15 protein-coding genes and 1 pseudogene are annotated in these 20,105 nt (G+C 63.6%); 6 read left to right on the top strand and 10 right to left on the bottom strand.

Translation table 11 applies throughout. The annotated features are described in order from the left end of the window. Positions 1–280 precede the first annotated feature (280 nt). Positions 281–3,019 (bottom strand): preprotein translocase subunit SecA, encoded by a 2,739-nt coding sequence (secA, locus tag ACFO24_RS11000; protein ID WP_377738378.1) that lies wholly within the window; start codon positions 3,017–3,019, stop codon positions 281–283. A gap of 179 nt (positions 3,020–3,198) precedes the next feature. Between secA and ACFO24_RS10995 the strand changes: the two genes are divergently transcribed. Continuing rightward, entirely contained in the window at positions 3,199–3,510 is a 312-nt protein-coding gene (locus tag ACFO24_RS10995; RefSeq protein ID WP_207575613.1) for a DciA family protein, read from the top strand. A 64-nt stretch (positions 3,511–3,574) separates the two neighbouring features. Here the strand turns inward: ACFO24_RS10995 and ACFO24_RS10990 are convergent, their stop codons facing one another. The 6 genes from ACFO24_RS10990 to ACFO24_RS10965 all read right to left on the bottom strand — a co-directional run bounded on the left by ACFO24_RS10990 (position 3,575) and on the right by ACFO24_RS10965 (position 9,298). Next, complete coding sequence (locus ACFO24_RS10990) at positions 3,575–4,558, bottom strand: chemotaxis protein (RefSeq protein WP_377738377.1); 984 nt, start codon at positions 4,556–4,558, stop codon at positions 3,575–3,577. 153 nt (positions 4,559–4,711) lie between these two features. Then, positions 4,712–6,130, bottom strand: a complete 1,419-nt coding sequence (locus tag ACFO24_RS10985) for a sulfite reductase subunit alpha (protein WP_377738376.1) — start codon at positions 6,128–6,130, stop codon at positions 4,712–4,714. After that, complete coding sequence (locus ACFO24_RS10980; protein WP_377738375.1) at positions 6,123–7,154, bottom strand: FAD:protein FMN transferase; 1,032 nt, start codon at positions 7,152–7,154, stop codon at positions 6,123–6,125. The genes ACFO24_RS10985 and ACFO24_RS10980 overlap by 8 nt, the downstream gene beginning before the upstream one ends. Before the next feature lie 133 nt (positions 7,155–7,287). After that, positions 7,288–8,100: a DUF4198 domain-containing protein gene (locus tag ACFO24_RS10975; RefSeq protein ID WP_377738373.1), complete on the bottom strand. Its 813-nt coding sequence runs from the start codon at positions 8,098–8,100 to the stop codon at positions 7,288–7,290. A 26-nt stretch (positions 8,101–8,126) separates the two neighbouring features. Beyond that, positions 8,127–8,663 carry a DUF2271 domain-containing protein gene (locus ACFO24_RS10970; RefSeq protein WP_377738372.1) on the bottom strand — a complete coding sequence of 179 codons (537 nt, stop codon included), beginning with the start codon at positions 8,661–8,663 and terminating at the stop codon, positions 8,127–8,129. 23 nt (positions 8,664–8,686) lie between these two features. After that, on the bottom strand, positions 8,687–9,298 hold the full coding sequence (locus ACFO24_RS10965; protein ID WP_377738371.1) for a PepSY-associated TM helix domain-containing protein: 612 nt from the start codon (positions 9,296–9,298) through the stop codon (positions 8,687–8,689). Between the two features lie 162 nt (positions 9,299–9,460). Between ACFO24_RS10965 and nagZ the strand changes: the two genes are divergently transcribed. Continuing rightward, complete coding sequence (gene nagZ, locus ACFO24_RS10960) at positions 9,461–10,555, top strand: beta-N-acetylhexosaminidase (protein WP_377738370.1); 1,095 nt, start codon at positions 9,461–9,463, stop codon at positions 10,553–10,555. A gap of 14 nt (positions 10,556–10,569) precedes the next feature. After that, positions 10,570–11,637 carry a 6-phosphofructokinase gene (locus ACFO24_RS10955; RefSeq protein ID WP_377738369.1) on the top strand — a complete coding sequence of 356 codons (1,068 nt, stop codon included), beginning with the start codon at positions 10,570–10,572 and terminating at the stop codon, positions 11,635–11,637. Positions 11,638–11,660: 23 nt separating this feature from the next. Here the strand turns inward: ACFO24_RS10955 and ACFO24_RS10950 are convergent, their stop codons facing one another. Continuing rightward, the gene (locus tag ACFO24_RS10950; RefSeq protein WP_377738368.1) at positions 11,661–12,581 is read right to left on the bottom strand and encodes a LysR family transcriptional regulator; all 921 of its coding nucleotides are present in this window, start codon (positions 12,579–12,581) and stop codon (positions 11,661–11,663) included. Between the two features lie 190 nt (positions 12,582–12,771). Between ACFO24_RS10950 and ACFO24_RS10945 the strand changes: the two genes are divergently transcribed. Then, positions 12,772–13,806, top strand: coding sequence for a DMT family transporter (locus tag ACFO24_RS10945; protein ID WP_377738367.1), 1,035 nt, complete (start codon positions 12,772–12,774; stop codon positions 13,804–13,806). A gap of 264 nt (positions 13,807–14,070) precedes the next feature. Here ACFO24_RS10945 and ACFO24_RS10940 read toward each other — a convergent pair whose 3' ends face one another. Then, positions 14,071–14,562 carry an Lrp/AsnC family transcriptional regulator gene (locus ACFO24_RS10940; protein ID WP_377738366.1) on the bottom strand — a complete coding sequence of 164 codons (492 nt, stop codon included), beginning with the start codon at positions 14,560–14,562 and terminating at the stop codon, positions 14,071–14,073. Positions 14,563–14,739: 177 nt separating this feature from the next. On the opposite strand from ACFO24_RS10940, the gene glmS reads away from it, so the two are divergent. Both glmS and ACFO24_RS10930 read left to right on the top strand, forming a co-directional pair. Continuing rightward, positions 14,740–16,638 carry a glutamine--fructose-6-phosphate transaminase (isomerizing) gene (gene glmS / locus ACFO24_RS10935; protein WP_377738365.1) on the top strand — a complete coding sequence of 633 codons (1,899 nt, stop codon included), beginning with the start codon at positions 14,740–14,742 and terminating at the stop codon, positions 16,636–16,638. Between the two features lie 641 nt (positions 16,639–17,279). Then, positions 17,280–17,444 (top strand): annotated as a pseudogene (locus tag ACFO24_RS10930) (flagellin); the annotation flags it as partial. Between the two features lie 14 nt (positions 17,445–17,458). On the opposite strand, the gene mdeB reads toward ACFO24_RS10930, so the two are convergent. Continuing rightward, a complete protein-coding gene (gene mdeB / locus ACFO24_RS10925) occupies positions 17,459–20,089 on the bottom strand; it encodes an alpha-ketoglutarate dehydrogenase (protein ID WP_377738364.1) in 2,631 nt (876 codons plus the stop codon). Positions 20,090–20,105: the final 16 nt, after the last annotated feature.

Below are 20,105 nucleotides of genomic sequence, written 5' to 3'. Positions count from 1 at the left end.
TATAGCAAAGCAAACCCCCAGTCCCAAAAGACTGGGGGTTTTGTTTTTGTAGCGCCTTGCGCTTGCTGGGTAAGAGTTCAGGGCTTATTGGGCACTAAAAGTGGCTAAGGAGCTGCGCAAATAGCTATTGAGAAAATGCTGCAGCGCTCATCCCCTGAGTTAATTTCCTGCGCTAGCCCCTGGGTAATCCGGTAACCTCCCCGACAAAAAAATGCCAGTCAGTGGTGAACTGACTGGCATTGTGGGTTGAAGCGAATCTTTTATTTAGCAGTGGGTTGGATTACGACAGCTTGCCGTGGCATTGCTTGTATTTCTTGCCGCTGCCGCAAGGGCAGGGGTCGTTGCGACCTACGCGCACGCCTGCTGGCAGGGGGGGGAGTTCGTCGTCTGCAGGGGTGTCGCTCTTGTCGCCATCAGCGCTGGCGTATTGCATGCCGGGAATATGGCCGGCGCGGTCTTCGATGCTGTCGGCGGCCTGCTGTAGGGCTTCGGGTTCGCGAATGCGGACGGTGAGCAGCACGCGTGTGACTTCGTTCTTTACCACGTCGATGAGTTGGCTGAACAGCTCAAACGCTTCACGCTTGTACTCTTGTTTGGGCTGTTTTTGTGCAAAGCCGCGCAAGTGAATGCCTTGGCGCAGGTAGTCCAGTGCGGCCAAGTGGTCGCGCCAGTTGGTGTCAAAGCTTTGCAACATCACGGCGCGTTGGAAGTGCATGAATTGTTCGCTGCCTGCCAAGTCAAGCTTGCTCTCGTACTGGGCGATGGCGGCTTTTTGTACCAGCTCCAGAATATCTTCGTCGGTGATGCTTTCGTTTTTGGCCACTTGTTCTTGCAGGTTGAGCTGCAAATGCCATTCACCCAATGCTTTTTCGAGAGCAGGCAGCGCCCACTGCTCCTCCATTGATTCCTCTGGAACGTATTGGCGCACCAAGTCTTCTGCGCAGCCAGCTATCATTTTCTTTATCAGCCCGGTCAGATCGGGCGTGTCCAAGATGGCGTTGCGCTGTTCGTAAATGACTTTGCGCTGCTCGTTGGCCACGTCGTCGTATTCCAGCAGTTGTTTGCGCACGTCAAAGTTGCGGCCTTCGACCTTGCGCTGGGCGCTTTCGATGCTGCGTGTGACCATGCCAGCCTCAATGGCCTCGCCTTCGGGCATTTTCAGGCGGTCCATGATGGCGCGGACGCGGTCGCCCGCGAAGATGCGCATGAGCTGGTCATCCAAGCTGAGGTAAAAGCGCGAGGAGCCGGGGTCGCCTTGGCGGCCCGAGCGGCCCCGCAGCTGGTTGTCGATGCGGCGGCTTTCGTGGCGTTCGGTGGCAATGATGCGCAGGCCGCCCAGCGCTTTGACCTCTTCATGGTCTTTTTGCCATTGGCTGCGCAGGGCTTCGATTTGTTGCTGTTTTTGGCTTTCAGTCAGTTCTGCGTTGGCTTCAATGGCGGCAACTTCTTGGCTGATATTGCCGCCCAGCACGATGTCGGTGCCGCGACCGGCCATGTTGGTGGCGATGGTGATCATGCCCTTGCGGCCAGCCTGGGCGATGATGTCGGCCTCTTTGGCGTGCTGTTTGGCATTGAGCACCTGGTGCGCCAGTCCGGCCTTGGTCAGCAGTTCGTCGATGATTTCCGAGTTCTCGATCGAGGTGGTGCCCACCAGCACCGGCTGGCCGCGCTCGTGGCAGGCGCGGATATCGTCGATGGCGGCTTTGTACTTCTCGGGGGTGGTCTTGTAGACGCGGTCGAGTTGGTCCTCGCGGCGGCTGGGTTTGTTGGGCGGGATGACGATGGTTTCCAGTCCGTAGATTTGCTGGAATTCGTAGGCTTCGGTGTCGGCCGTGCCGGTCATGCCCGAGAGTTTGCTGTACAGGCGGAAGTAGTTCTGGAAGGTGATCGAGGCCATGGTTTGGTTCTCGGCCTGGATGTTTACCCCTTCCTTGGCTTCGACGGCCTGGTGCAGGCCATCGCTCCAGCGGCGGCCCGACATCAGGCGGCCGGTGAATTCATCGACGATCACCACTTCGCCGTTTTGCACCACGTAATGCTGGTCGCGGTGGTAGATGTGGTGCGCCCGCAGCGCAGCGTACAGGTGGTGCACCAGCACGATGTTCGCGGGGTCGTAGAGTGAGGCTCCTTCGGGCAGCAGACCTGCTTTGGTCAAGATGGCTTCGGCGTTTTCGTGGCCTTGCTCGGTCAAGAAAACTTGGTGGGATTTTTCATCCACCGTGAAGTCACCAGGTTTGGTCACGCCCTCACCAGTGCGTGGGTCGGCTTCGCCTTCTTGGCGGGTGAGCTGTGGGGCGATTTGGTTGATGGCCAGGTACAGCGAGGTGTTGTCGTCGGCTTGCCCGCTGATGATCAGGGGGGTGCGCGCTTCGTCGATCAGGATGGAGTCCACCTCATCGACGATGGCGAAGTTCAGCGCCCGCTGCACCCGGTCGCCTGCGTCGTACACCATGTTGTCGCGCAGGTAGTCAAAGCCGTATTCGTTGTTGGTGCCGTAGGTTACGTCGGCCAGGTAGGCCAGCTGCTTTTCTTCGCGCGGTGCTTGGGGCAGGTTCACCCCTACCGACATGCCCAAAAAGTTGTACAGCGGGCGCATGGTTTCTGCGTCGCGGGCTGCCAAATAGTCGTTTACTGTGACGATGTGCACGCCTTTTCCGGTCAGTGCATTCAGGTACACGGGCAAGGTGGAGGTCAGTGTTTTGCCTTCGCCGGTGCGCATTTCGGAAATCTTGCCTTGGTGCAGGCCGATACCACCCATCATTTGCACGTCAAAGTGGCGCATTTTCAGCACGCGCTTGGAGGCTTCACGCACCACCGCAAAGGCTTCGGGCAGCAAATCGTCCAGGGTTTGGCCTTGGGCTAAACGGTCTTTGAATTCTTGGGTTTTGCCGCGCAAGGCCTCGTCGGAGAGCTTTTCAAACTCAGGCTCTAGCGCATTGATGCGGGCAACGGTTTTGCGGTATTGCTTGAGCAGCCGGTCATTGCGGCTACCAAAGATGGAGGTCAGGAATTTGGCCATGCACGTTCAGCCCGCCAAGCGCTGCCAATCGCCTTCGATCGCTGCGGCTCAGGGGCCATCCTTTACGAGTTGTGTTTACGGTTGCAACGGTTCAAAAGTGGGGATGTATTGCGCCGTTGCAAGCGGGTTATCTGGCAAAAAGCCAATCGGTAATTCTACCTGCCTCGGATAATGGGGCTATGCAGCATCGACGACACCATGCCATTAGTGTGCAACAAGCCAGCCAAGAAGCGCCTGAATTGGTGCAGCTGTTGCGCCTGAACCAAGAGTCGCAGCAGCGGCTGCGCAGCATCATGGCCCTGGTGCCGCCGGGGCTGCGTGCGAGCGTGCAGGCGGGGCCGATTGAGGGCAGCACCTGGAGCGTGCATGTGCCCTCGCCCACGGCGGCGGCCAAGTTGCGCCAGTTGCTGCCGGCCTTTGCCGCCCATTTGCGCAGTAAAGGGTGGGATGTGCAGCACATTCGGGTGTATGTATTACCGCAAAACCGATAGCGCATGGGGCATAAAAAAAGCTGCCTCAGGAGCAGCTGGGCAGCTTTTTTTGAAGTGGCTGGGTTTATTCGGCCATCATCGGATTTTTGGCCAGTGCTTCACGAATGGCATAGGCCAGCTCGGCGGGCTGGAATTTGGAGACATAGCCGTTGGCACCGACTTTTTGGACCAAGTCTTCGTTGGTGGTGCCTGAGAGCGAAGAGTGAATCAGCACCGGCAATTGGGACAGGCGCGAGCTTTGTTTGATTTGGCTGGTGAGGGTGAAGCCATCCATTTCGGGCATCTCCAGGTCGGTGAGCACCATGCCGACTTTTTCATAAACACTGCCCCCTTCGCTGGCGGCTTGGTCGGCCAGGGCATTGAGGCGATCCCAGGCTTCTTTGCCCGATTTGACGATTTCAAAGGGTGCCTCTAGCTCTTTGAGGGTTTGCTCAATCAAGGCACGGGCCACAAAGGAGTCGTCGGCGGCCAACACGATGCTGTTGCCTTTCATTTTGACCTTGGCACCAATGTTTTTCCCGGCCACGGAGGGGCGCTCTTTTTCTGGGGTGACCATGTTCACGATGGCCTCTACGTCCAGGACTTGGGCCAGGCGCTGTTCGCCGGTGGCCTCGTCTTTCATGCGGGCAAAGCTGGTGACCAGGGATTTGACAGAGCCGCTCGATTCGGCAGGAACGACTTGCGTCCAGTCCAGTCGGGCAATGTCTTCCACGGATTCGACCGCGAAGGCTTGCACGGTGCGTGCGTATTCGGTGACCAGCAAGATGTTCAGGCCGGTCTCGGGCTTGCAGCCGACGATGGCGGGCAGGTCAAACACGGGAATCACTTGCCCGCGCAGGTTCAGCACCCCCAGGGAGGAAGGGTCGGCCCCCACCACGGGCGTGATTTGGGGCATGGCCATGATTTCGCGGATTTTGAAAACGTTGATGCCAAACAGCTCCGACTGCCCCAGCGTTTTGTCTTTGCCCAGGCGAAACATCAGCATTTCAAATTTATTGGAGCCAGCAAGGTTGGTGCGTTCGTCGATATCGGATTGGTGTGTGCTCATGGTCAGTTCTCCTGCAAGGGCAGCGGGCGGTTAGCCGCAGATCATAGTTGGTATTGCGGATTGTTACTGTGCTGATGCCCGTGATTGTGCGAGCGCTTTGCGCCGGGCGGTTACTGGGCAAGCCCGTAGCAGCAAGGGTGCGCCGGTATTTTTTTAATACACATCGCGCCGATAGCGGCCTTGCTGCAGCAGGTCGTCCACCGCAGCGCTGCCCAAAATGCTGCGCAAAGCGGTATCCACCCCTTCGGCCATGCCGTGCAGGCTGCCGCACACGTACAGGGCGGCGCCACGGGTTTGTACCCATTCGCGCAAGCGATTGGCGTGCTGGTGCAGGCGGTCTTGCACATAGGTTTTTGCGTCACCATCGCGCGAAAAGGCCCAATCCAGGTGCTGCAGGTGGCCAGTGGCGTGCCAGGCGTGCAGTTCGGCCCCGTAGAGCTGGTCGTGTGCGGCTTGGCGCTCCCCGGCGATGAGCCAGTTGGCGTGCTGGCCCTGCGCAGCGCGGGTGCGCAGGTGGGCCCGCAGCCCGGCCAATCCGGTGCCATTGCCAATCAGAATGAGCGGGCGCTGGGCGTTGCCCTCCAGCCGAAAGCCGGGGTGGGCCCGCAGTTGCAGGGTGAGCGTGGCACCCACGTCCAAGCCGGTGGTGAGCCAGTGCGAGGCCTGCCCTGGTGTGCCGTCGTCGCGCCAGGTTTGGCGCACTAGCAGGTGCAGGCGGCCATCGGCGGGGATGGAGGCGATGGAGTAGCTGCGCGGCGCAGGCGGCTCTTGCGCCTCTGTTGCCTCTGTTGCCAGTGGTGGCAGCAGCTCGACCAAATCGCCGGATTCCCACGTGGTGTTCGGCGCCTGCGTGGCCAGCTCCAGGTGAAAGACGGCGCCGCCTTGGCTGCCGGGGTTCAGGTGCTGGCGCTGCACCAGCGTCCAGGTGGAGCGGGCGGGGGCGGGGGCACCGGGGGCGTTGGCCAGGGCGCTGGCATCCAGGTGCAGCGCGGCGGCCAGGGTGTTTTGCCAGTGGGTCAGGGTGGCAGCGGCGTTGCCGGATTGGTCGGCCTCAAGGCGTTCGTGCAGTGGCTGGGCTTGTTGGGCCTGCAGCCACGCATCCAGCGTGCGGCCAAAACCGCAAAACTGGCGGTAGTGGCGGTCGCCCAGGGCCAGCAGGCTGTACTGCAGCGCGGATAAATCGAACGCTTGCGCCATGCACTGGCGCTGGAACAGGGCGGCATTGTCGGGCGCATCGCCCTCGCCATAGGTGCTGACGATAAAAAGGGCGTGCGTGGCCGCTTGCAGTTGCGCGGGCGTAGTGTGGTTGAGCGCCTGCACGGTGACGGCCCAACCAGCGGCGTGCAGTGGCTGGGCGCATTGCTCGGCCAACTGCTGGGCCTGCCCGGTTTGGCTGGCGTAGGCGATGAGGATGGGGCGATGGCCGCTGGCCAGCGCGGCGGCTTGCGCCTGGGCGTGCAGGCGGGCGCGGCGGTGGCGCTGGTAGAGCACCAGGCACAGCAGGGCGTAGGCCAGCAGCAGGGCCAATGCCCAGGCCCAGCGGGTGGGGTCGGGGGTGAGCAGGTCAGACATGGGGCTCAAGGGCTGGCGCGAAGGGGGGGTTCCCAAGCGCTGCCTCCCAGGCGCGGCTGCATCGGGTGACTGCGGGGCTGCTTAGCAGGGCGGCAATGCCATGCTGCTCGGCAAATTCCCAGCCCGCTTCGGGGCCGAGCACGGTCAGCAGCGTGGCCAGGGCATCAGCGTGCAGGCATTCGGCGTGCAGCACGGTGACGCTGGCCAGCGCGTGCGCAATGGGTGCGCCGGTGCGCGGATCGAGGGTGTGCGAATAGCTGCGCCCCTGCCACTGGTGGCAGTGGTAGAGGCTGCCCGAGGTGGCGATGGCGCAGTCGCGCAGGGCGATGGCTTGTGGCGGCGCATCGGGGGCCGGGCCGACAGCAGCAGGTACAGGGGCGATGGCCACGCGCCAGGGCTGGCCATCGGGGCGCTGGCCGCTGCCGCGCAGTTCGCCGCCGATTTCGACCAGGGCGTTGCGCAGGCCCAGGGCGTGCAGGCGCAGCAGCACGGCATCCACGGCGTAGCCCTTGGCGATGCCGCTTAAATCCAGCTGCAGGCCGCCGTGTTGCCGCCAGCCGCGTTCCGGGTGGTAGTGCAGGCCTTGCCAGCCGCTGCACGCTTGTGCCTGAGCGATGGCGTGCGGGCTGGCGGGCCGCCAATCGGCAGCATCCAGGGGCGCGTGCGGGCCAAAGCCCCAGGCGGCCACCAAAGCGCCCAGAGTGGGGTCGAATGCGCCGCCGCTGGCCTGGGCCCAGTGCAGGCCCGCGTGCAATACGGTGCTCAGATCGGCGGGCAACGCGTGCCAGGTATCGGCCGGGGCGCGGTTGAATTGGGCGAGGGTGGAGTCGGCAGCCCAGTGGCTCATGTGGCGCACCACGCTGGCCAGCACGTCCTCAATGGCGCTGCGCAGGGTTTGCAGCGGCAAAAACTGCGGATTGCCAACGCGCACGCGCCAATGCGTGCCCATGCTGGTGCCGTTCAGGCTGTGCAGCGTGTCCGGGTCGGCGCGGCGCAGGCGCTGGGGGGCTGCCAAGGTGGGCAAGGCGGGTGCTGCGTGCGCAAAGCTGACGTTCTTTAAAAGAGGAGCTTGTTCCGCTGAATTTACGGGGTTTTCAAGCTTTAAAGCCTCTAAAGAGTAATGAATGCGCACGCTAGAAGCTCACTTTTATAGGCTTTTAGGGCAGCACTTCCAGCGTGCCAGCGTAGGTCAGGCGGCGCTCTTTGGCCTGGGGCAGGCTGGTTTTATCGTCCTTCAGCTCCGCTTCCAGCCAGTAGGCACCGGCCGTGGGCCAGGTGACGGTGAATTCGCCTTGGGCATTGGTGGTTACTTTGATCTCATTGATGCTGTCGCGGTAGCGCGAGCCGCCCGGGGTGAGGGTGACGGTGATGTTGGCGGCCGGCTGGCCGTCGGCAGTCAAGCGCAGGGTGGCGGCTTCACCGGCGACCAGATCGTTGGGGTGGTGGCCTGGGGTGGGCAGCAGCTCCAGCCCCTGGCCGGTGGCGGCAATGGCGCTGGGTTTGCCCAGGGTGACGAAGGTTTCGATACGGCCCACGGCTTGGGTGACTTTCAGCTCCTGGGCATCGGCGGGCACTTCGGCGGCGAATTTCTCCGGGGTGCCGCGCCAGCGCTTGGGCTGGCCCTTGGCATCTTTGTAGCTGGCGAACAGGCCGCTGTTTACCGTGGCGATGCGGTAGGTGCCGGGCTGCTGCAGGTGCAGGTCAAACACGTTGCGCAGCTTGCCCTGGTGTGGGTTTTGTGGCTGCAGGGCGCTGCCGTCGGGGGCGGTGATCTGCAGGCCTTGCACATTCAGCGGCACGTGGTTGAAGAAGAACAGGTCGTTGGAGACGGCGGCATCCACGGTGATCCAGTCGGCTTTGGACAGCACCGTGGTGGAAGGCAGCAGCCAGGCGTTGTGCGCCTGGGCAGGCAGGGTGGCTGCGCAGGCCAGGGCCACGGCGGCGGTCAGGCGGGTGAGGGTTTTCTTCATCGTGAACTCCAGGGAAGGGGACAAATTTACGGTTTGACTTGCAAGGTGATGGCCCCCAGCTCCGTCTGGCCTTGGGCCTGCAGGCTGGTGGCCTGGGCGGCGGGCCAGGTGAAGGGGATGCTGACCAGCTCGCGCCCGCCCACTTCACGGGCGGCCTCCACCACCAGCTTGTAGTGGCCGGCGGGCAGGGCGGCCAGGGGGGCTTTGCCTTCGGTGAACTCCAGGGTGTGCTTGCCCACCGGGCGGGTGGGGCTGGTCACGCCGTCAATGGGCAGGTCCAGCTCGCGCCCGGTGCGCCGCCACCATTGGCGCATGTCTTTGAGCCATTTGGTGCCTTCGGCGTTTTTCAGCTTCAGGTCGTACCACACGGCCAGGGTGCTGGCCACGCTGTTGTCGGCCCGCTCAATCCACACGGCCACGTAGGGGCGGTGGTATTCAGCCACTTGCAGGCGGGGAATTTCCACGCCCACCGTCAAACTGGCCGCCAAGGCCGGGGTGCCCAGGGCGGTAAAACCGGCAGCGGCCAGGGCCGCAGTGCCAAAGCGCAGGTGCAGGGGGGTCATCGGTTCGCTTTCCTTCTTTTCAATCAGTGGATAAACAGCAGCGCCAGCAGCGCCGGCAGCAGCAGGCCCAGGCCCAGCACCGGCCAGGCCATGGGCCGGTTTTTGGCGTGCAGGTACAAGATGCCCACGCCGGTGGCGCTGAACAGCACGCAGGCGATGGCAAAAATGTCAATAAACCAGCGCCAGGCTGCGCCGGTGTTGCGGCCTTTGTGCAGGTCGTTGAAATACGAAATCCAGCCCCGGTCGGTGCGCTCGTATTCGGCCTGGCCATCGGGCAGGCTGATGCGCAGCCAGGCATCGCCACCGGGGCGCGGCAGGGACAGGTACACCTCGTCCTCAGAGAATTCGGCCTCGCGCCCGGCGGTGGCAATCTGCCAGGTGCTGTCCAGCCAGGCCTGCAAGGCCGGGGGCAGGGGGGCAGGGCCGGTGGGCAAATCGTGCAGCAGCGCGGCGGGCACCTGCGCCTGCCGCTGGGTCACCTGGGGGCGGCCCTCAATATCGGCGGCGTGGTTCAGCGTAAAGCCGGTGATGGAAAACAGCAGCATGGTCACCAGGCTGACGGCGGCGCTGACCCAATGCCATTGGTGCAAAGTTTTCAGCCAGCGGGCGCGAACAGAGGGGGCAGAGGTGGTCATGCAAAAAAGGTGGGCAATCAGCGTGCAAAGCCGTGCATTCTAGCGAATCTAAATGAAAATGAATCCTATCTACAAAGATTTGCCAACTCTTTACATCCGCGCCAGCGTGCAGCGCTGGCGTACCATTGCGGGCTTCGTTTTTTGCGACTTACGGATGCTTTTATGCCCACTGCTTTTGCTGCCCCGCCTGCCTGCCATGCCCCGTTGATCATTGATATTGCGGGCACTGCGCTGACGGACATCGACCGCCAACGCCTGGCCCATCCGCTGGTTGGCGGCATGATTTTGTTTGGCCGCAACTGGCACGACCGTGCCCAGCTCACGGCCCTGTGTGCCCAGATCAAGGCGCTGCGGCCCGACCTGCTCATTTGCGTCGATCACGAAGGCGGGCGCGTGCAGCGCTTTCGCACCGATGGGTTCACCCACCTGCCCGCCATGGGTGTGCTGGGCCAGTTGTGGACGCAGGCCAGCCCCGAACGCGCCCGCCAGGCAGCGCTGGCCTGCGGCTACGTGCTGGCGGCCGAATTGCGCGCCTGTGGGGTGGATTTGAGCTTTACCCCCGTGCTGGATTTGGACTGGGGCACCAGCAGCATCATTGGCGACCGCAGCTTTGGCCGCGACCCGGCCACCGTCACCAGCCTGGCGCAAAGCCTGATGCACGGCCTGCTGCAGGCGGGCATGGCCAACTGCGGCAAGCATTTTCCGGGGCACGGCTTTGCCGCAGCCGATTCGCACGTGGCCATGCCGGTGGATGAGCGCAGCCTTGCGGCCATCCTGGCCGATGATGCTGCCCCCTATCCCTGGCTGGCGCAGGTGCTCACCAGCGTCATGCCCGCGCACATTGTTTACCCCGAGGTGGACAGCCGCCCCGCTGGCTTTAGCGCCCGCTGGCTGCAAGACATCCTGCGCGGCCAGCTTGGCTTTGACGGGGTGATCTTCAGCGACGACCTGAGCATGGAGGGCGCGCGCGTCATTGACGGCGCACCCGTCAGCTACACCGCCGCCGCTCTGGCCGCCTTGCACGCGGGCTGCGATGCCGTGCTGCTGTGCAACCAAAGCGTGGGCGATGGCCAGCCGGTCGATGCCTTGCTGGCCGGTTTGGCCGCCGCGCAAACCGCTGGGCGCTGGCAGCCCAGCGCCTCCAGCGCCCAGCGCATGGCCCGCTTGCGGCCCACGGCCCCGGCGCAAGATTGGGCTGCCTTGCAGCAGGATGCGCGTTACCAGCAGGCGCTGCGTTTACTCCCAGCCCTTGAATAAGAAAGACTTCCCCCATGAAAGTAGGCATCCTCACCGGCGGCGGCGACTGCCCCGGACTGAACGCGGTCATCCGCGCCGTGACCAAATCCTTGATTGGCTATGGCCAGTGCGAGGTGCTGGGCATTGCCGACGGTTTTGAAGGCCTGATGGCCCCGCAGCCGCAGGCACGGCCTTTGCGCTGGGACGATGTCTCGGGCATCTTGCACCGGGGCGGCACCATTTTGGGCACCAGCAACAGCGCCAATCCCTTGAAAGATGCCGCCACCTTGGCCCAGGTGCAGGCCAATGTGCAGGCGCTGGGGCTGCAGGTGGTGGTGGCCATTGGCGGCGATGGCACCATGAGCCTGGCACACGGCGTGGCCCAGGCCACGGGCATGCACTGCGTGGGCGTGCCCAAGACCATTGACAACGATATTGCCCACTGCGAGCGCAGCTTTGGCTTTGATACGGCCGTGGCCACCGTCACTGAGGCCCTGCACCGCGTCGAAAGCACGGCCAACAGCCACCACCGCGTGATGATTGTCGAAACCATGGGCCGCCACGCCGGCTGGTTGGCGCTGGAGGCAGGGCTGGCCGGCGGGGCCGATGTGATCTTGCTGCCCGAGCTCGATTACGACGTGCCCACCATCGCTGCCACCTGCCGCCGCCGTGAAGAGCGCCAGCGCTACACCATCATCTGCATTGGCGAAGGGGCCAAGCAAAGCGGTGATCGCCAAACCGTGCAAGCGCACGTGCCAGGCAGCCCCGACCCAGTACGCCTGGGCGGTGTTGGCCACGTCTTGCGCGAGCAATTGCAGCCCTACCTGAACAGCGAGGTGCGCACCACCGTGCTGGGCCACGTTCAGCGCGGCGGTGATCCCACGCCCTACGATCGCGTGCTGGCCACCCGCTACGGCCACAAAGCCGCGCAACTGGTGCTGGCCGGGCAGTTTGGCCAGATGGTGACCCTGCAAAACGGCCAGATCGGCAGCGTGCCGATTGCCCAGGTGGCCAACACCCAGCGCAAGGTGCCGCTGGACCATGAGCTATTGGTCATGGCGCGGGACATCGGCATGTGCTTGGGTGAGCGGGCTGCTGGGTGATGCCTGTCTGCCTGCCTGCCGACTCAGCCCAGCGCAGGGTGCTCCAGGGGCTGGGCGCACACCTGCAAATGCGCCACCAGCGCTGCAGCAAAGCCGGACAGCGCCCGGCCTTGGCGCGTGCAAATATGCAAGTCGCGCTGCGCCCAGGGCTCCTGCAACTCCAGCACCGCCAGCGGATGGCGTGCGCTGGTGGCTGGTAAGGCGCTGCGCGGCACCATGCCGATGCCCACCCCGGCGCTGACCATGCGGCAGACGGCCTCGAAGCTGCGCACCTGAATGCGCACATCCAGATGCTGGCCCAGCGCGGCAGCGGCGTTCATGGTGAAGGTGTGGATGGCCGAGCCGGTGTGCAGCATGACAAAAGGATGCTCCAGCACCTGGGCAAAGCGCAGCGGCCCGCGCCCGGCCAGGGCGTGGTCTTGCGGGGTGATGAGCACCAACCGGTCGCGCCGGTAGGGCTGCAACTGCACGCTGCTGCCATCAATGGCGCTGCTATCGGCCAGCACGCCCAGCTCGATATCGCCGTGGGCCACGGCCAGGGCAATGTCGCTGCTGGTGCGCTCTTCCAGCGTCACGCTGACCTGGGGGTGCTGGCGCAAAAAGCTGGCCAGATCGTCCGGCAGAAAAGTGTGCGTGGCATGGGTGTTGGCCCACAGGCTGACATGGCCGCGCACGCCGCTGGCAAAGGGCGAGAGGTTGGCGTGCATCTGCTCCAGCGCCGCCAACACCTGCCGGGCATTGCGCAGCAGGGCCTCCCCGGCGCGGGTCAGGGCTACGCCCCGGGCCTGGCGTTGAAACAATTGGGCCCCCAGGGCCGCCTCCAGCCGTTGCAAACGGTGGCTGGCCGAGGACGGGGCCAAAAACGCCCGCGCTGCACCGCGCGTGAGGTTGCCCTCTTCGGCAATGGCGACAAACAGGCGCAGGTCGGTCAGGTCGTAGTGCATGGCGGTGCTGGGTGGTGAAGCTGGTGGTTAAGTGGCTAAGCATTAAGTGGCTAAGCATTCGTTTTTGACGAATTCTGTGCTGGGTGATGGGCAATTGTGCAATGGGTGGCGGGCGGGCACCATTCGCGCCCATCGTATGTCCGCTGGGTGGTCGGCGGATGGTTCCCGGATTTTTTTGCACTGTTCTCGTATGCCTTGGAAACATTGGTCTGCCGAACGCCTCGGGCTGGCGCTTGCCGTGCTGGCGGCGCTGGGTTTCTCGTTCAAAGCCATTTTTGTCAAGCTGGCCTATGCCGTGCCTCAGCCGGTGGCCGTCGATGCGGTCACGCTGCTGGCGCTGCGCATGGCGTTTTCGCTGCCATTTTTCGCCTGGATGGGCTGGCGTGCGCACCGGGCGGCCGGTGGTGCCGGGCTGGATCGGCGCAGCCTGGTGTGGGTGGTGGCGCTGGGGCTGCTGGGGTACTACGGTGCCAGCATTCTGGATTTTTTGGGGCTGCAATACATCAGCGCCAGCCTGGAGCGGCTGATTTTGTTCACCTACCCGCTGCTGACCATTCTGATTGGCGTGTTCTTTTTTGGTAAGCGCCTGGGGTGGCCAGAGGGCGCAGCGCTGCTGCTGTCGTATGCCGGGATTGGGCTGGCCTTTGCCCACGACCTGCACCTGGCCGCCGATATGCGCACCGTGCTGCTGGGGTCGGCGCTGGTGCTGGGCTCGGCCCTGTCCTATGCGTTTTACCAGGCGGGCAGCGAACCGGCCATTGCCCGGCTGGGGGCCATGCGCTTCAGCGCCCTGGCGCTGCTGGTGTCCACCTTCGCCACCCTGGCGCACTTTGCCGCCACCCAGCCGCTGGCCGCCTTGCAGCAACCGCTGCCGGTGTACGGCCACGCGCTGGGCATGGCGGTGTTCTCCACCGTGCTGCCGGTGCTGATGACCTCGGCCGCCATCCGCCACATTGGCGCAGGGCGCACGGCGCTGGTCGGCTCGCTGGGGCCGGTGATGACGATTTTCTTCAGCGCCTGGTTGCTGGGCGAAGCCCTGTCCTGGTGGCAACTGGGCGGTGCCGCCCTGGTGCTGTCCGGCGTGCTGCTGATCGGCATCAGCCGCCAACGCACCACAACAAACAGCCCGGCTGCAGCGGAGCAGCCAGCAAAGCCGCTCCCCCACAACCACAGCGCATCGGTAAGAGCGCAGCCGTCCAAGCCGCATCGAGCGCATCCCGTCTGACTCACCGCAGTTGTCCGAGCGCAGCGCCGCAAAGCGGCGCGTAGCGAGTTCTGCGGTGCCAAAGCTGCGCCAGCACGCTTTCTTTGCTGACTTTCTTGCGCGTGCAAGAAAGCCAGTCGCCCGCCGGGGCGAGTCCCGGCCAGCAGACAAACAATCAAAAAAGAAAGCTACTACCGCACACAACCATTAGCTTTCAAAGAAAAAAAGCAAAAAAACTAATAAATACAAGCGCAACAAGCTGCAAAAAACATAATAAACCCCTGCTCACCCCAAGTCCCACTGCGTCCCAAACTTCGCCCGCTTGGTCGCAAAAAACGCCTTCGCATTGCGCACATTGGCCGGTTGGGTAAACAGCGCCTGGCTGACGCGCAGGTAATCGGGCATATCGCGGCAGGCCAGCACCAGCACAAAGTCGGGGCCGGGGCTGACGCGCCAGCACTGCTGCACCGCCGGGTGGGCGCAGGCCAGGTGCTCAAAAGCATCCAGCGCCTCGGCGTGCTGGCGCTCCAGCGTCACCTCGACCAGGGCCTGCAGGCCCGGCCCGTGCACCGCGCTGAGGGCCTGCGGGGCGAGGATGGCCACTTGCTTCTCCAGCACGCCGCGCTCCCACAGCCGTTTGACCCGGCGCAAACAGGTGGGGGCCGAGATGCCAACGGCGGCGGCCAGCGCTTGGTTGCTGCGGCTGGCATCGGTTTGCAAAAGGGTGAGCAATTGCAAGTCGATGGCATCGAAATCGGTGTTTTTAATTTCATCCATAAACTAATTATGAAATTATTTTTCAGAATCAAGGGTACTTGAATTTAAATTTCATCTTCGCTAGAGAAGTTAATTTTTATTTCTTTTGGCTTCTTCTAGGATGGCGCACATTGCAGTTTTTATGCGGTTTTTGTGCGCTTTTCGCGTGGTTTTGGCTTTCTTGGAAGGAATGGTTGTATGTGTGGCATCGTCGCGTCTGTCTCGAATCGCAACATCGTGCCCCTGCTGGTGCAGGGCTTGCAGCGGCTGGAATACCGGGGTTATGACTCCTGTGGCGTGGCCGTACACCGCATGGTCAGTGGCTCGCCCATCAGCCAGGGCCTGGAGCGCACCCGCAGCACGGCGCGGGTGGCGCAATTGCTGGCGCAGGTGCAGACCGAGGATTTTCAGGGCCTGACCGGCATCGCCCACACCCGCTGGGCCACGCACGGCGCACCGGCCGTGGCCAATGCCCACCCGCACTTTAGCTACGGCCCCGGCCTGGATGCGGGCAGCGGCGTGCCCGCGCGCGTCGCCCTGGTACACAACGGCATCATCGAAAACTACGAGGAACTGCGCCGCCAGCTGCAGGCCAAGGGCTATGTGTTTAGCAGCCAGACGGACACCGAAGTCATCGGCCACCTGGTCGATAGCCTGTACAACGGCGACCTGTTTGAGGCCGTCAAAGCCGCCCGCACCGAACTGCGCGGGGCCTACGCCATTGCCGTGCTGCACAAGGACGAGCCGCACCGCGTGGTGGGGGCGCGTGCCGGTTCGCCCCTGGTGCTGGGTGTGGGGCGCGATGAAAATGAATTTTTCCTGGCCAGCGACCCCATGGCCATTGCCGGGGTGACCGATCAAATCGTGTACCTGGAAGAGGGCGATTTGGTCGATTTGCAGCCGGGCCGCTACTGGCTGGCCGATAAAACCGGCCATGTGCTGCTGCCCGAGCAGCGCCCGGTCAAAACCGTGCAGGCCTTCAGCGGCGCGGTGGAGTTGGGGCCGTACCGCCACTACATGCAAAAAGAGATTTTTGAGCAACCCGATGCCATCGCCAACACGCTGGACGGCATCAGCGCCATCGTGCCGGAGCTGTTCGATGGGGCCGATGGCAACGCTGCCTGGCGCGTGTTCAAAGACATTGACCGCGTGCTCATCCTGGCGTGTGGCACCAGCTACTACAGCGGCTGCACCGCCAAATACTGGCTGGAGTCGATTGCCGGCATCCCCTGCAGCGTGGAGGTGGCCAGCGAATACCGCTACCGCACCAGCGTGCCCGAGCCGCGCACCCTGGTGGTCACCATCAGCCAATCGGGCGAAACCGCCGACACCCTGGCCGCCCTGCGCCACGCGCAAAGCCTGGGCCTGACGCAGACGCTGACCATCTGCAACGTGGCCACCAGCGCCATGGTGCGCGAGTGCAAGCTGCGCTACATCACCCGCGCGGGGGTCGAAATTGGCGTGGCCAGCACCAAAGCCTTCACCACCCAGCTGGCCGGGCTGTTTTTGCTGACGCTGGTGCTGGCGCAAACCAAGGGCCGCTTGACCGAGGCGCAAGAGCAGGACTATTTAACCGCCATGCGCCACCTGCCCATGGCCCTGCAGGCTGTGCTGGCGCTGGAGCCGCAAATCGTCAGCTGGGCCGAAGACTTCGCCAAGCGCGAAAACGCCCTGTTCCTGGGCCGGGGCCGCCACTACCCGATTGCGCTGGAAGGGGCATTGAAGCTCAAAGAAATCAGCTACATCCACGCCGAGGCCTACCCGGCTGGCGAGCTCAAACACGGCCCGCTGGCGCTGGTCGATGCCGCCATGCCGGTGGTGACCGTCGCGCCCAACGATGAGTTGCTGGAAAAGCTCAAAAGCAATATGCAAGAAGTGCGCGCACGCGGCGGCGTGCTCTATGTGCTGGCCGATGCCGACACGCACATTGAAAGCGCCGAGGGCCTGCATGTGATTCGCATGCCCGAGCACTACGGGGCGCTGTCGCCCATCCTGCACGTGGTGCCGCTGCAGCTGCTGGCGTACCACACCGCCGTGGCCCGCGGGACGGATGTGGACAAACCGCGCAATTTGGCCAAAAGCGTGACGGTCGAATGACCGTTGCGCTTTTGAAGCGGCATAGCCGCTGCGCGTAGCGCCCAAATTGCGCGGTTTGGACGCCGCTCACTTCGCGCAGCGAAGTTATGCGGCGGCACAAACCCAGGAACCTTGCCAAGAGTGTGACGGTTGAATAACCGTCGCGCTCTTGGGGGCGCGTAGTGCCCCGCCGCAGGCGCAAGGTTGATGGGCTTGCGGCGTAAGCTCATGTCGGCGTAGCCGACGTGAAGCTGCGTAGCAGCGTGCTGGAGCCACAACCGCGCAATTTGGCCAAAAGCGTGACGGTGGAGTGAGGGGCAGTACTGCTGCTGGTTTTGTTCGATTGAGGTCTGCTGGCCGGGTTTCGCCCCGGCGGGCGACTGACTTTCTTGCACGCGCAAGAAAGTCAGCAAAGAAAGCGCTGCTGCGCAGGCTTGGGCGCTGTGGAACTCACTTCGCGCCTGCGGCGCTACGTTCAGACAGCCACAGCAAGTCAGACGGGAGGCGCTTTGCGCTATCTAACCGCTGTGCCTTGATGGATGTGCTGTTGTGCAGGGCTTCTTCGCTTGCTACGCAGTTTCAAAAGGTGCAGCCCAGCCAACTGCGTATGCCTATCGTGGCGTTATTTCGCTTGGCGCTCTGCTTCGCTGGCCTGCTGGTCAACCAACCAAAACCTCTCTGCCGCCCGTGGGCGCATCGTGGATGCCGACTTTGCCAAGGAAACCGCCAACCTGGCACGCGTGCAAATCCTGCAACAGGCGGGGATGGCCATGGTGGCCCAGGCCAACCAGATTCCGCAAAACGTCTTGCAGCTGCTGCAAGGCTGACGTACCAGAACGGATTACCCCCTGAGCAAGCCCTGTGCCGTGGCAGCAATATTTTTTGCATCCACGCCAAACGCCTGGCGCAAGGCGGCCCGGGTGTCGCTGCGGCCAAAGCCGTCGGTGCCCAGGGTGCGGTAGGCGCGGCCTGGGGGCAGGTAGGCCCGCACGGTTTCGGGCACGGCGCGCACGTAGTCGGTGGCGGCCACGATGGGGCCTTGTGTGTGCGCCAGCACCTGGGCCAGCCAGGGCGTGGCGGCACCGTCTGCATGGCCCTCGCAGGCCTGGCCGTCGCGGGCCAGCTCGCTCCAGCTGGTAACGCTGACCACGTGGGCGTTGATGCCCTGGGCGGCCAGTTGCTCGGCCGCTTGCAGCACTTCGGTCAGGATGGCGCCAGAGCCCAGCAGGGTGACGTGTTTTTCGGATGAAATAGCGCCTGAGCCGTTGCTGGTATTGCGGAGATAGCTCTTAAAAAGATAAGCGCCGCGCAGCACGCCGGCATGGGCGGTTTCTGGGAGGTCGGGCTGGGCGTAGTTTTCGTTCATCGTGGTGAGGTAGTAGAAAACATCGCGCTGCTCGACCAGCATTTCGCGCATGCCGGTGTCGATGATGACGGCCAGCTCCCCGGCAAAGGCCGGGTCGTAGGCCTTGCAGTTGGGGATGGTGGCGGCCACCAGGTGGCTGGTGCCGTCTTGGTGCTGCAGGCCTTCGCCGCCCAGGGTGGTGCGCCCGCTGGTGGCCCCGATCAAAAAACCCCGGGCGCGTTGGTCGGCAGCAGCCCAGATGGCATCGCCCACGCGCTGAAAGCCAAACATCGAGTAGTAGATATAAAACGGCAGCATGGCCAGGCCGTGCACGCTGTAGCTGGTGGCAGCGGCCGTCCAACTGGCCAGGGCACCGGCTTCGCTGATGCCTTCTTCCAGAATTTGTCCATCTTTGGCCTCGCGGTAAGCGAGGATGGAGCCGATGTCTTCGGGCGCATATTGCTGACCAGCGCTGCTGTAAATGCCCACTTGCTTGAACAAATTGGCCATGCCAAAGGTGCGCGCCTCGTCGGCCACGATGGGCACGATGCGCGGGCCCATCGTGGCATCTTTGAGCAAATTGGTCAGCAGGCGCACAAAGGCCATGGTGGTGCTCATCTCCTTTGCTTGCGGGGCCAGGGCGAACTGGGCGTACTGCGCCAGCGGCGGCACGGGTACGGTGGCGCACTGGGTTTGGCGCCGGGGCAGGTAGCCGCCCAGTTTGGCCCGCTGGGCGTGCAGGTAGCGCATTTCGGCGCTGTCGGCACCGGGCTGCAAAAACTCCAGGTTCAGCGCCTGTTCGTCGGTCAGGGGCAGGTGAAAGCGGTTGCGAAAGGCGATCAGCTCCGTGTCATCGAGCTTTTTCTGGCTGTGCGTGGTCATCTTGCCCTGGCCGGCGGTGCCCATGCCGTAGCCTTTTTTGGTGTGCGCCAAAATCACCGTGGGCTGGCCCCGGTGCGTGGCGGCAGCGGCGTAGGCGGCGTAAATCTTCACCAAATCATGGCCGCCGCGCTTTAAGCGGTCGATTTGCTCGTCGGTCATGCCCTGGGCCAACTGCTCCAACTCGGGGTGTTGGTGAAAGAAGTGGTCGCGGTTGTAGCGCCCATCCTTGGCGGCAAAGGTTTGCATTTGGCCATCCACCGTCTCGCCCAGGGTGCGCACCAGGGTGCCGGTCAGGTCGCGGGCGAACAGGCCGTCCCAGTCGCTGCCCCACAGCAGCTTGATCACGTTCCAGCCGCTGCCGGTGAACAGGCGCTCGAGTTCATCAACGATGCGGCCATTGCCGCGCACCGGGCCATCCAGGCGCTGCAGGTTGCAATTGACCACCCAGACCAGGTTGTCCAGCCCCTCGCGCGCGGCCAGGGTCAGGGCGCTGGTGCTTTCGGGCTCGTCCATCTCGCCATCGCCAAACACGCCCCAGACTTTGCGGCCTGCGCAATCGAGCAGGCCCCGGTCGGTCAAAAAGTGCATGAAGCGGGCGTGGTAAATGCTGCTGATCGGCCCGATGCCCATCGAGCCGGTGGGGAACTGCCAAAAATCAGGCATGGCCCAGGGGTGCGGGTAGCTGCACAGGCCACGGGCCCCGGCGCTGGGGGCGGTGATTTCTTGGCGGAAATGCAGCAGGTCTTGCTCGGTCAAAAAGCCTTCCAAAAACGCGCGGGCGTACACGCCAGGGGCGCTGTGCGGCTGGAAAAACACCAAATCGCCCCGGTGCTGACCGGCATCGAGGCCCTCGCGGGCGTGGAAGAAGTGGTTAAAGCCCACCTCAAACAAATCGGCGGCGCTGGCGTAGCTGGCAATGTGGCCGCCCAGCTCGCCATAGGCTTTGTTGGCGCGCACCACCATGGCCAGGGCGTTCCAGCGCATCAGGCTGGCCAGGCGCTCTTCCACCGCCAAATCGCCGGGGAAGGCGGGCTGCGCCGGCGCGGCAATGGTGTTCACGTAGGGGGTGTTCAGCGCCGGTTGCCAGCCCACCTGGGCGCGGTGGGCGGCATCGGCCAGGGTGTCCAGAATGAACCGGGCGCGGGCCGGGCCGTGGGTGGCCACCAGGGCGGTGAAGGCATCGCGCCACTCGGCGGTTTCTTGCCCGTCGGTATCCAGGGCAGCGGGGGCAGGTAAGAGGGCCATGAAATTCTCCAATAGT

Source organism: Comamonas denitrificans (genome assembly GCF_042654745.1).
Lineage (GTDB): Bacteria > Pseudomonadota > Gammaproteobacteria > Burkholderiales > Burkholderiaceae_C > Comamonas > Comamonas denitrificans.
Note: the sequence above shows the minus strand (reverse complement) of the source record. Positions and strands in the feature narration are given on the sequence as shown.

What these genes read in the sequence shown, in the direction of transcription:
- secA (WP_377738378.1), bottom strand. Translation starts at nt 3,019, where the DNA reads ATGGCCAAATTCCTGACCTCCATCTTTGGTAGCCGCAATGACCGGCTG.
- ACFO24_RS10995 (WP_207575613.1), top strand. Translation starts at nt 3,199, where the DNA reads ATGCAGCATCGACGACACCATGCCATTAGTGTGCAACAAGCCAGCCAA.
- ACFO24_RS10990 (WP_377738377.1), bottom strand. Translation starts at nt 4,558, where the DNA reads ATGAGCACACACCAATCCGATATCGACGAACGCACCAACCTTGCTGGC.
- ACFO24_RS10985 (WP_377738376.1), bottom strand. Translation starts at nt 6,130, where the DNA reads ATGTCTGACCTGCTCACCCCCGACCCCACCCGCTGGGCCTGGGCATTG.
- ACFO24_RS10975 (WP_377738373.1), bottom strand. Translation starts at nt 8,100, where the DNA reads ATGAAGAAAACCCTCACCCGCCTGACCGCCGCCGTGGCCCTGGCCTGC.
- ACFO24_RS10970 (WP_377738372.1), bottom strand. Translation starts at nt 8,663, where the DNA reads ATGACCCCCCTGCACCTGCGCTTTGGCACTGCGGCCCTGGCCGCTGCC.
- ACFO24_RS10965 (WP_377738371.1), bottom strand. Translation starts at nt 9,298, where the DNA reads ATGACCACCTCTGCCCCCTCTGTTCGCGCCCGCTGGCTGAAAACTTTG.
- nagZ (WP_377738370.1), top strand. Translation starts at nt 9,461, where the DNA reads ATGCCCACTGCTTTTGCTGCCCCGCCTGCCTGCCATGCCCCGTTGATC.
- ACFO24_RS10955 (WP_377738369.1), top strand. Translation starts at nt 10,570, where the DNA reads ATGAAAGTAGGCATCCTCACCGGCGGCGGCGACTGCCCCGGACTGAAC.
- ACFO24_RS10950 (WP_377738368.1), bottom strand. Translation starts at nt 12,581, where the DNA reads ATGCACTACGACCTGACCGACCTGCGCCTGTTTGTCGCCATTGCCGAA.
- ACFO24_RS10945 (WP_377738367.1), top strand. Translation starts at nt 12,772, where the DNA reads ATGCCTTGGAAACATTGGTCTGCCGAACGCCTCGGGCTGGCGCTTGCC.
- ACFO24_RS10940 (WP_377738366.1), bottom strand. Translation starts at nt 14,562, where the DNA reads ATGGATGAAATTAAAAACACCGATTTCGATGCCATCGACTTGCAATTG.
- glmS (WP_377738365.1), top strand. Translation starts at nt 14,740, where the DNA reads ATGTGTGGCATCGTCGCGTCTGTCTCGAATCGCAACATCGTGCCCCTG.
- mdeB (WP_377738364.1), bottom strand. Translation starts at nt 20,089, where the DNA reads ATGGCCCTCTTACCTGCCCCCGCTGCCCTGGATACCGACGGGCAAGAA.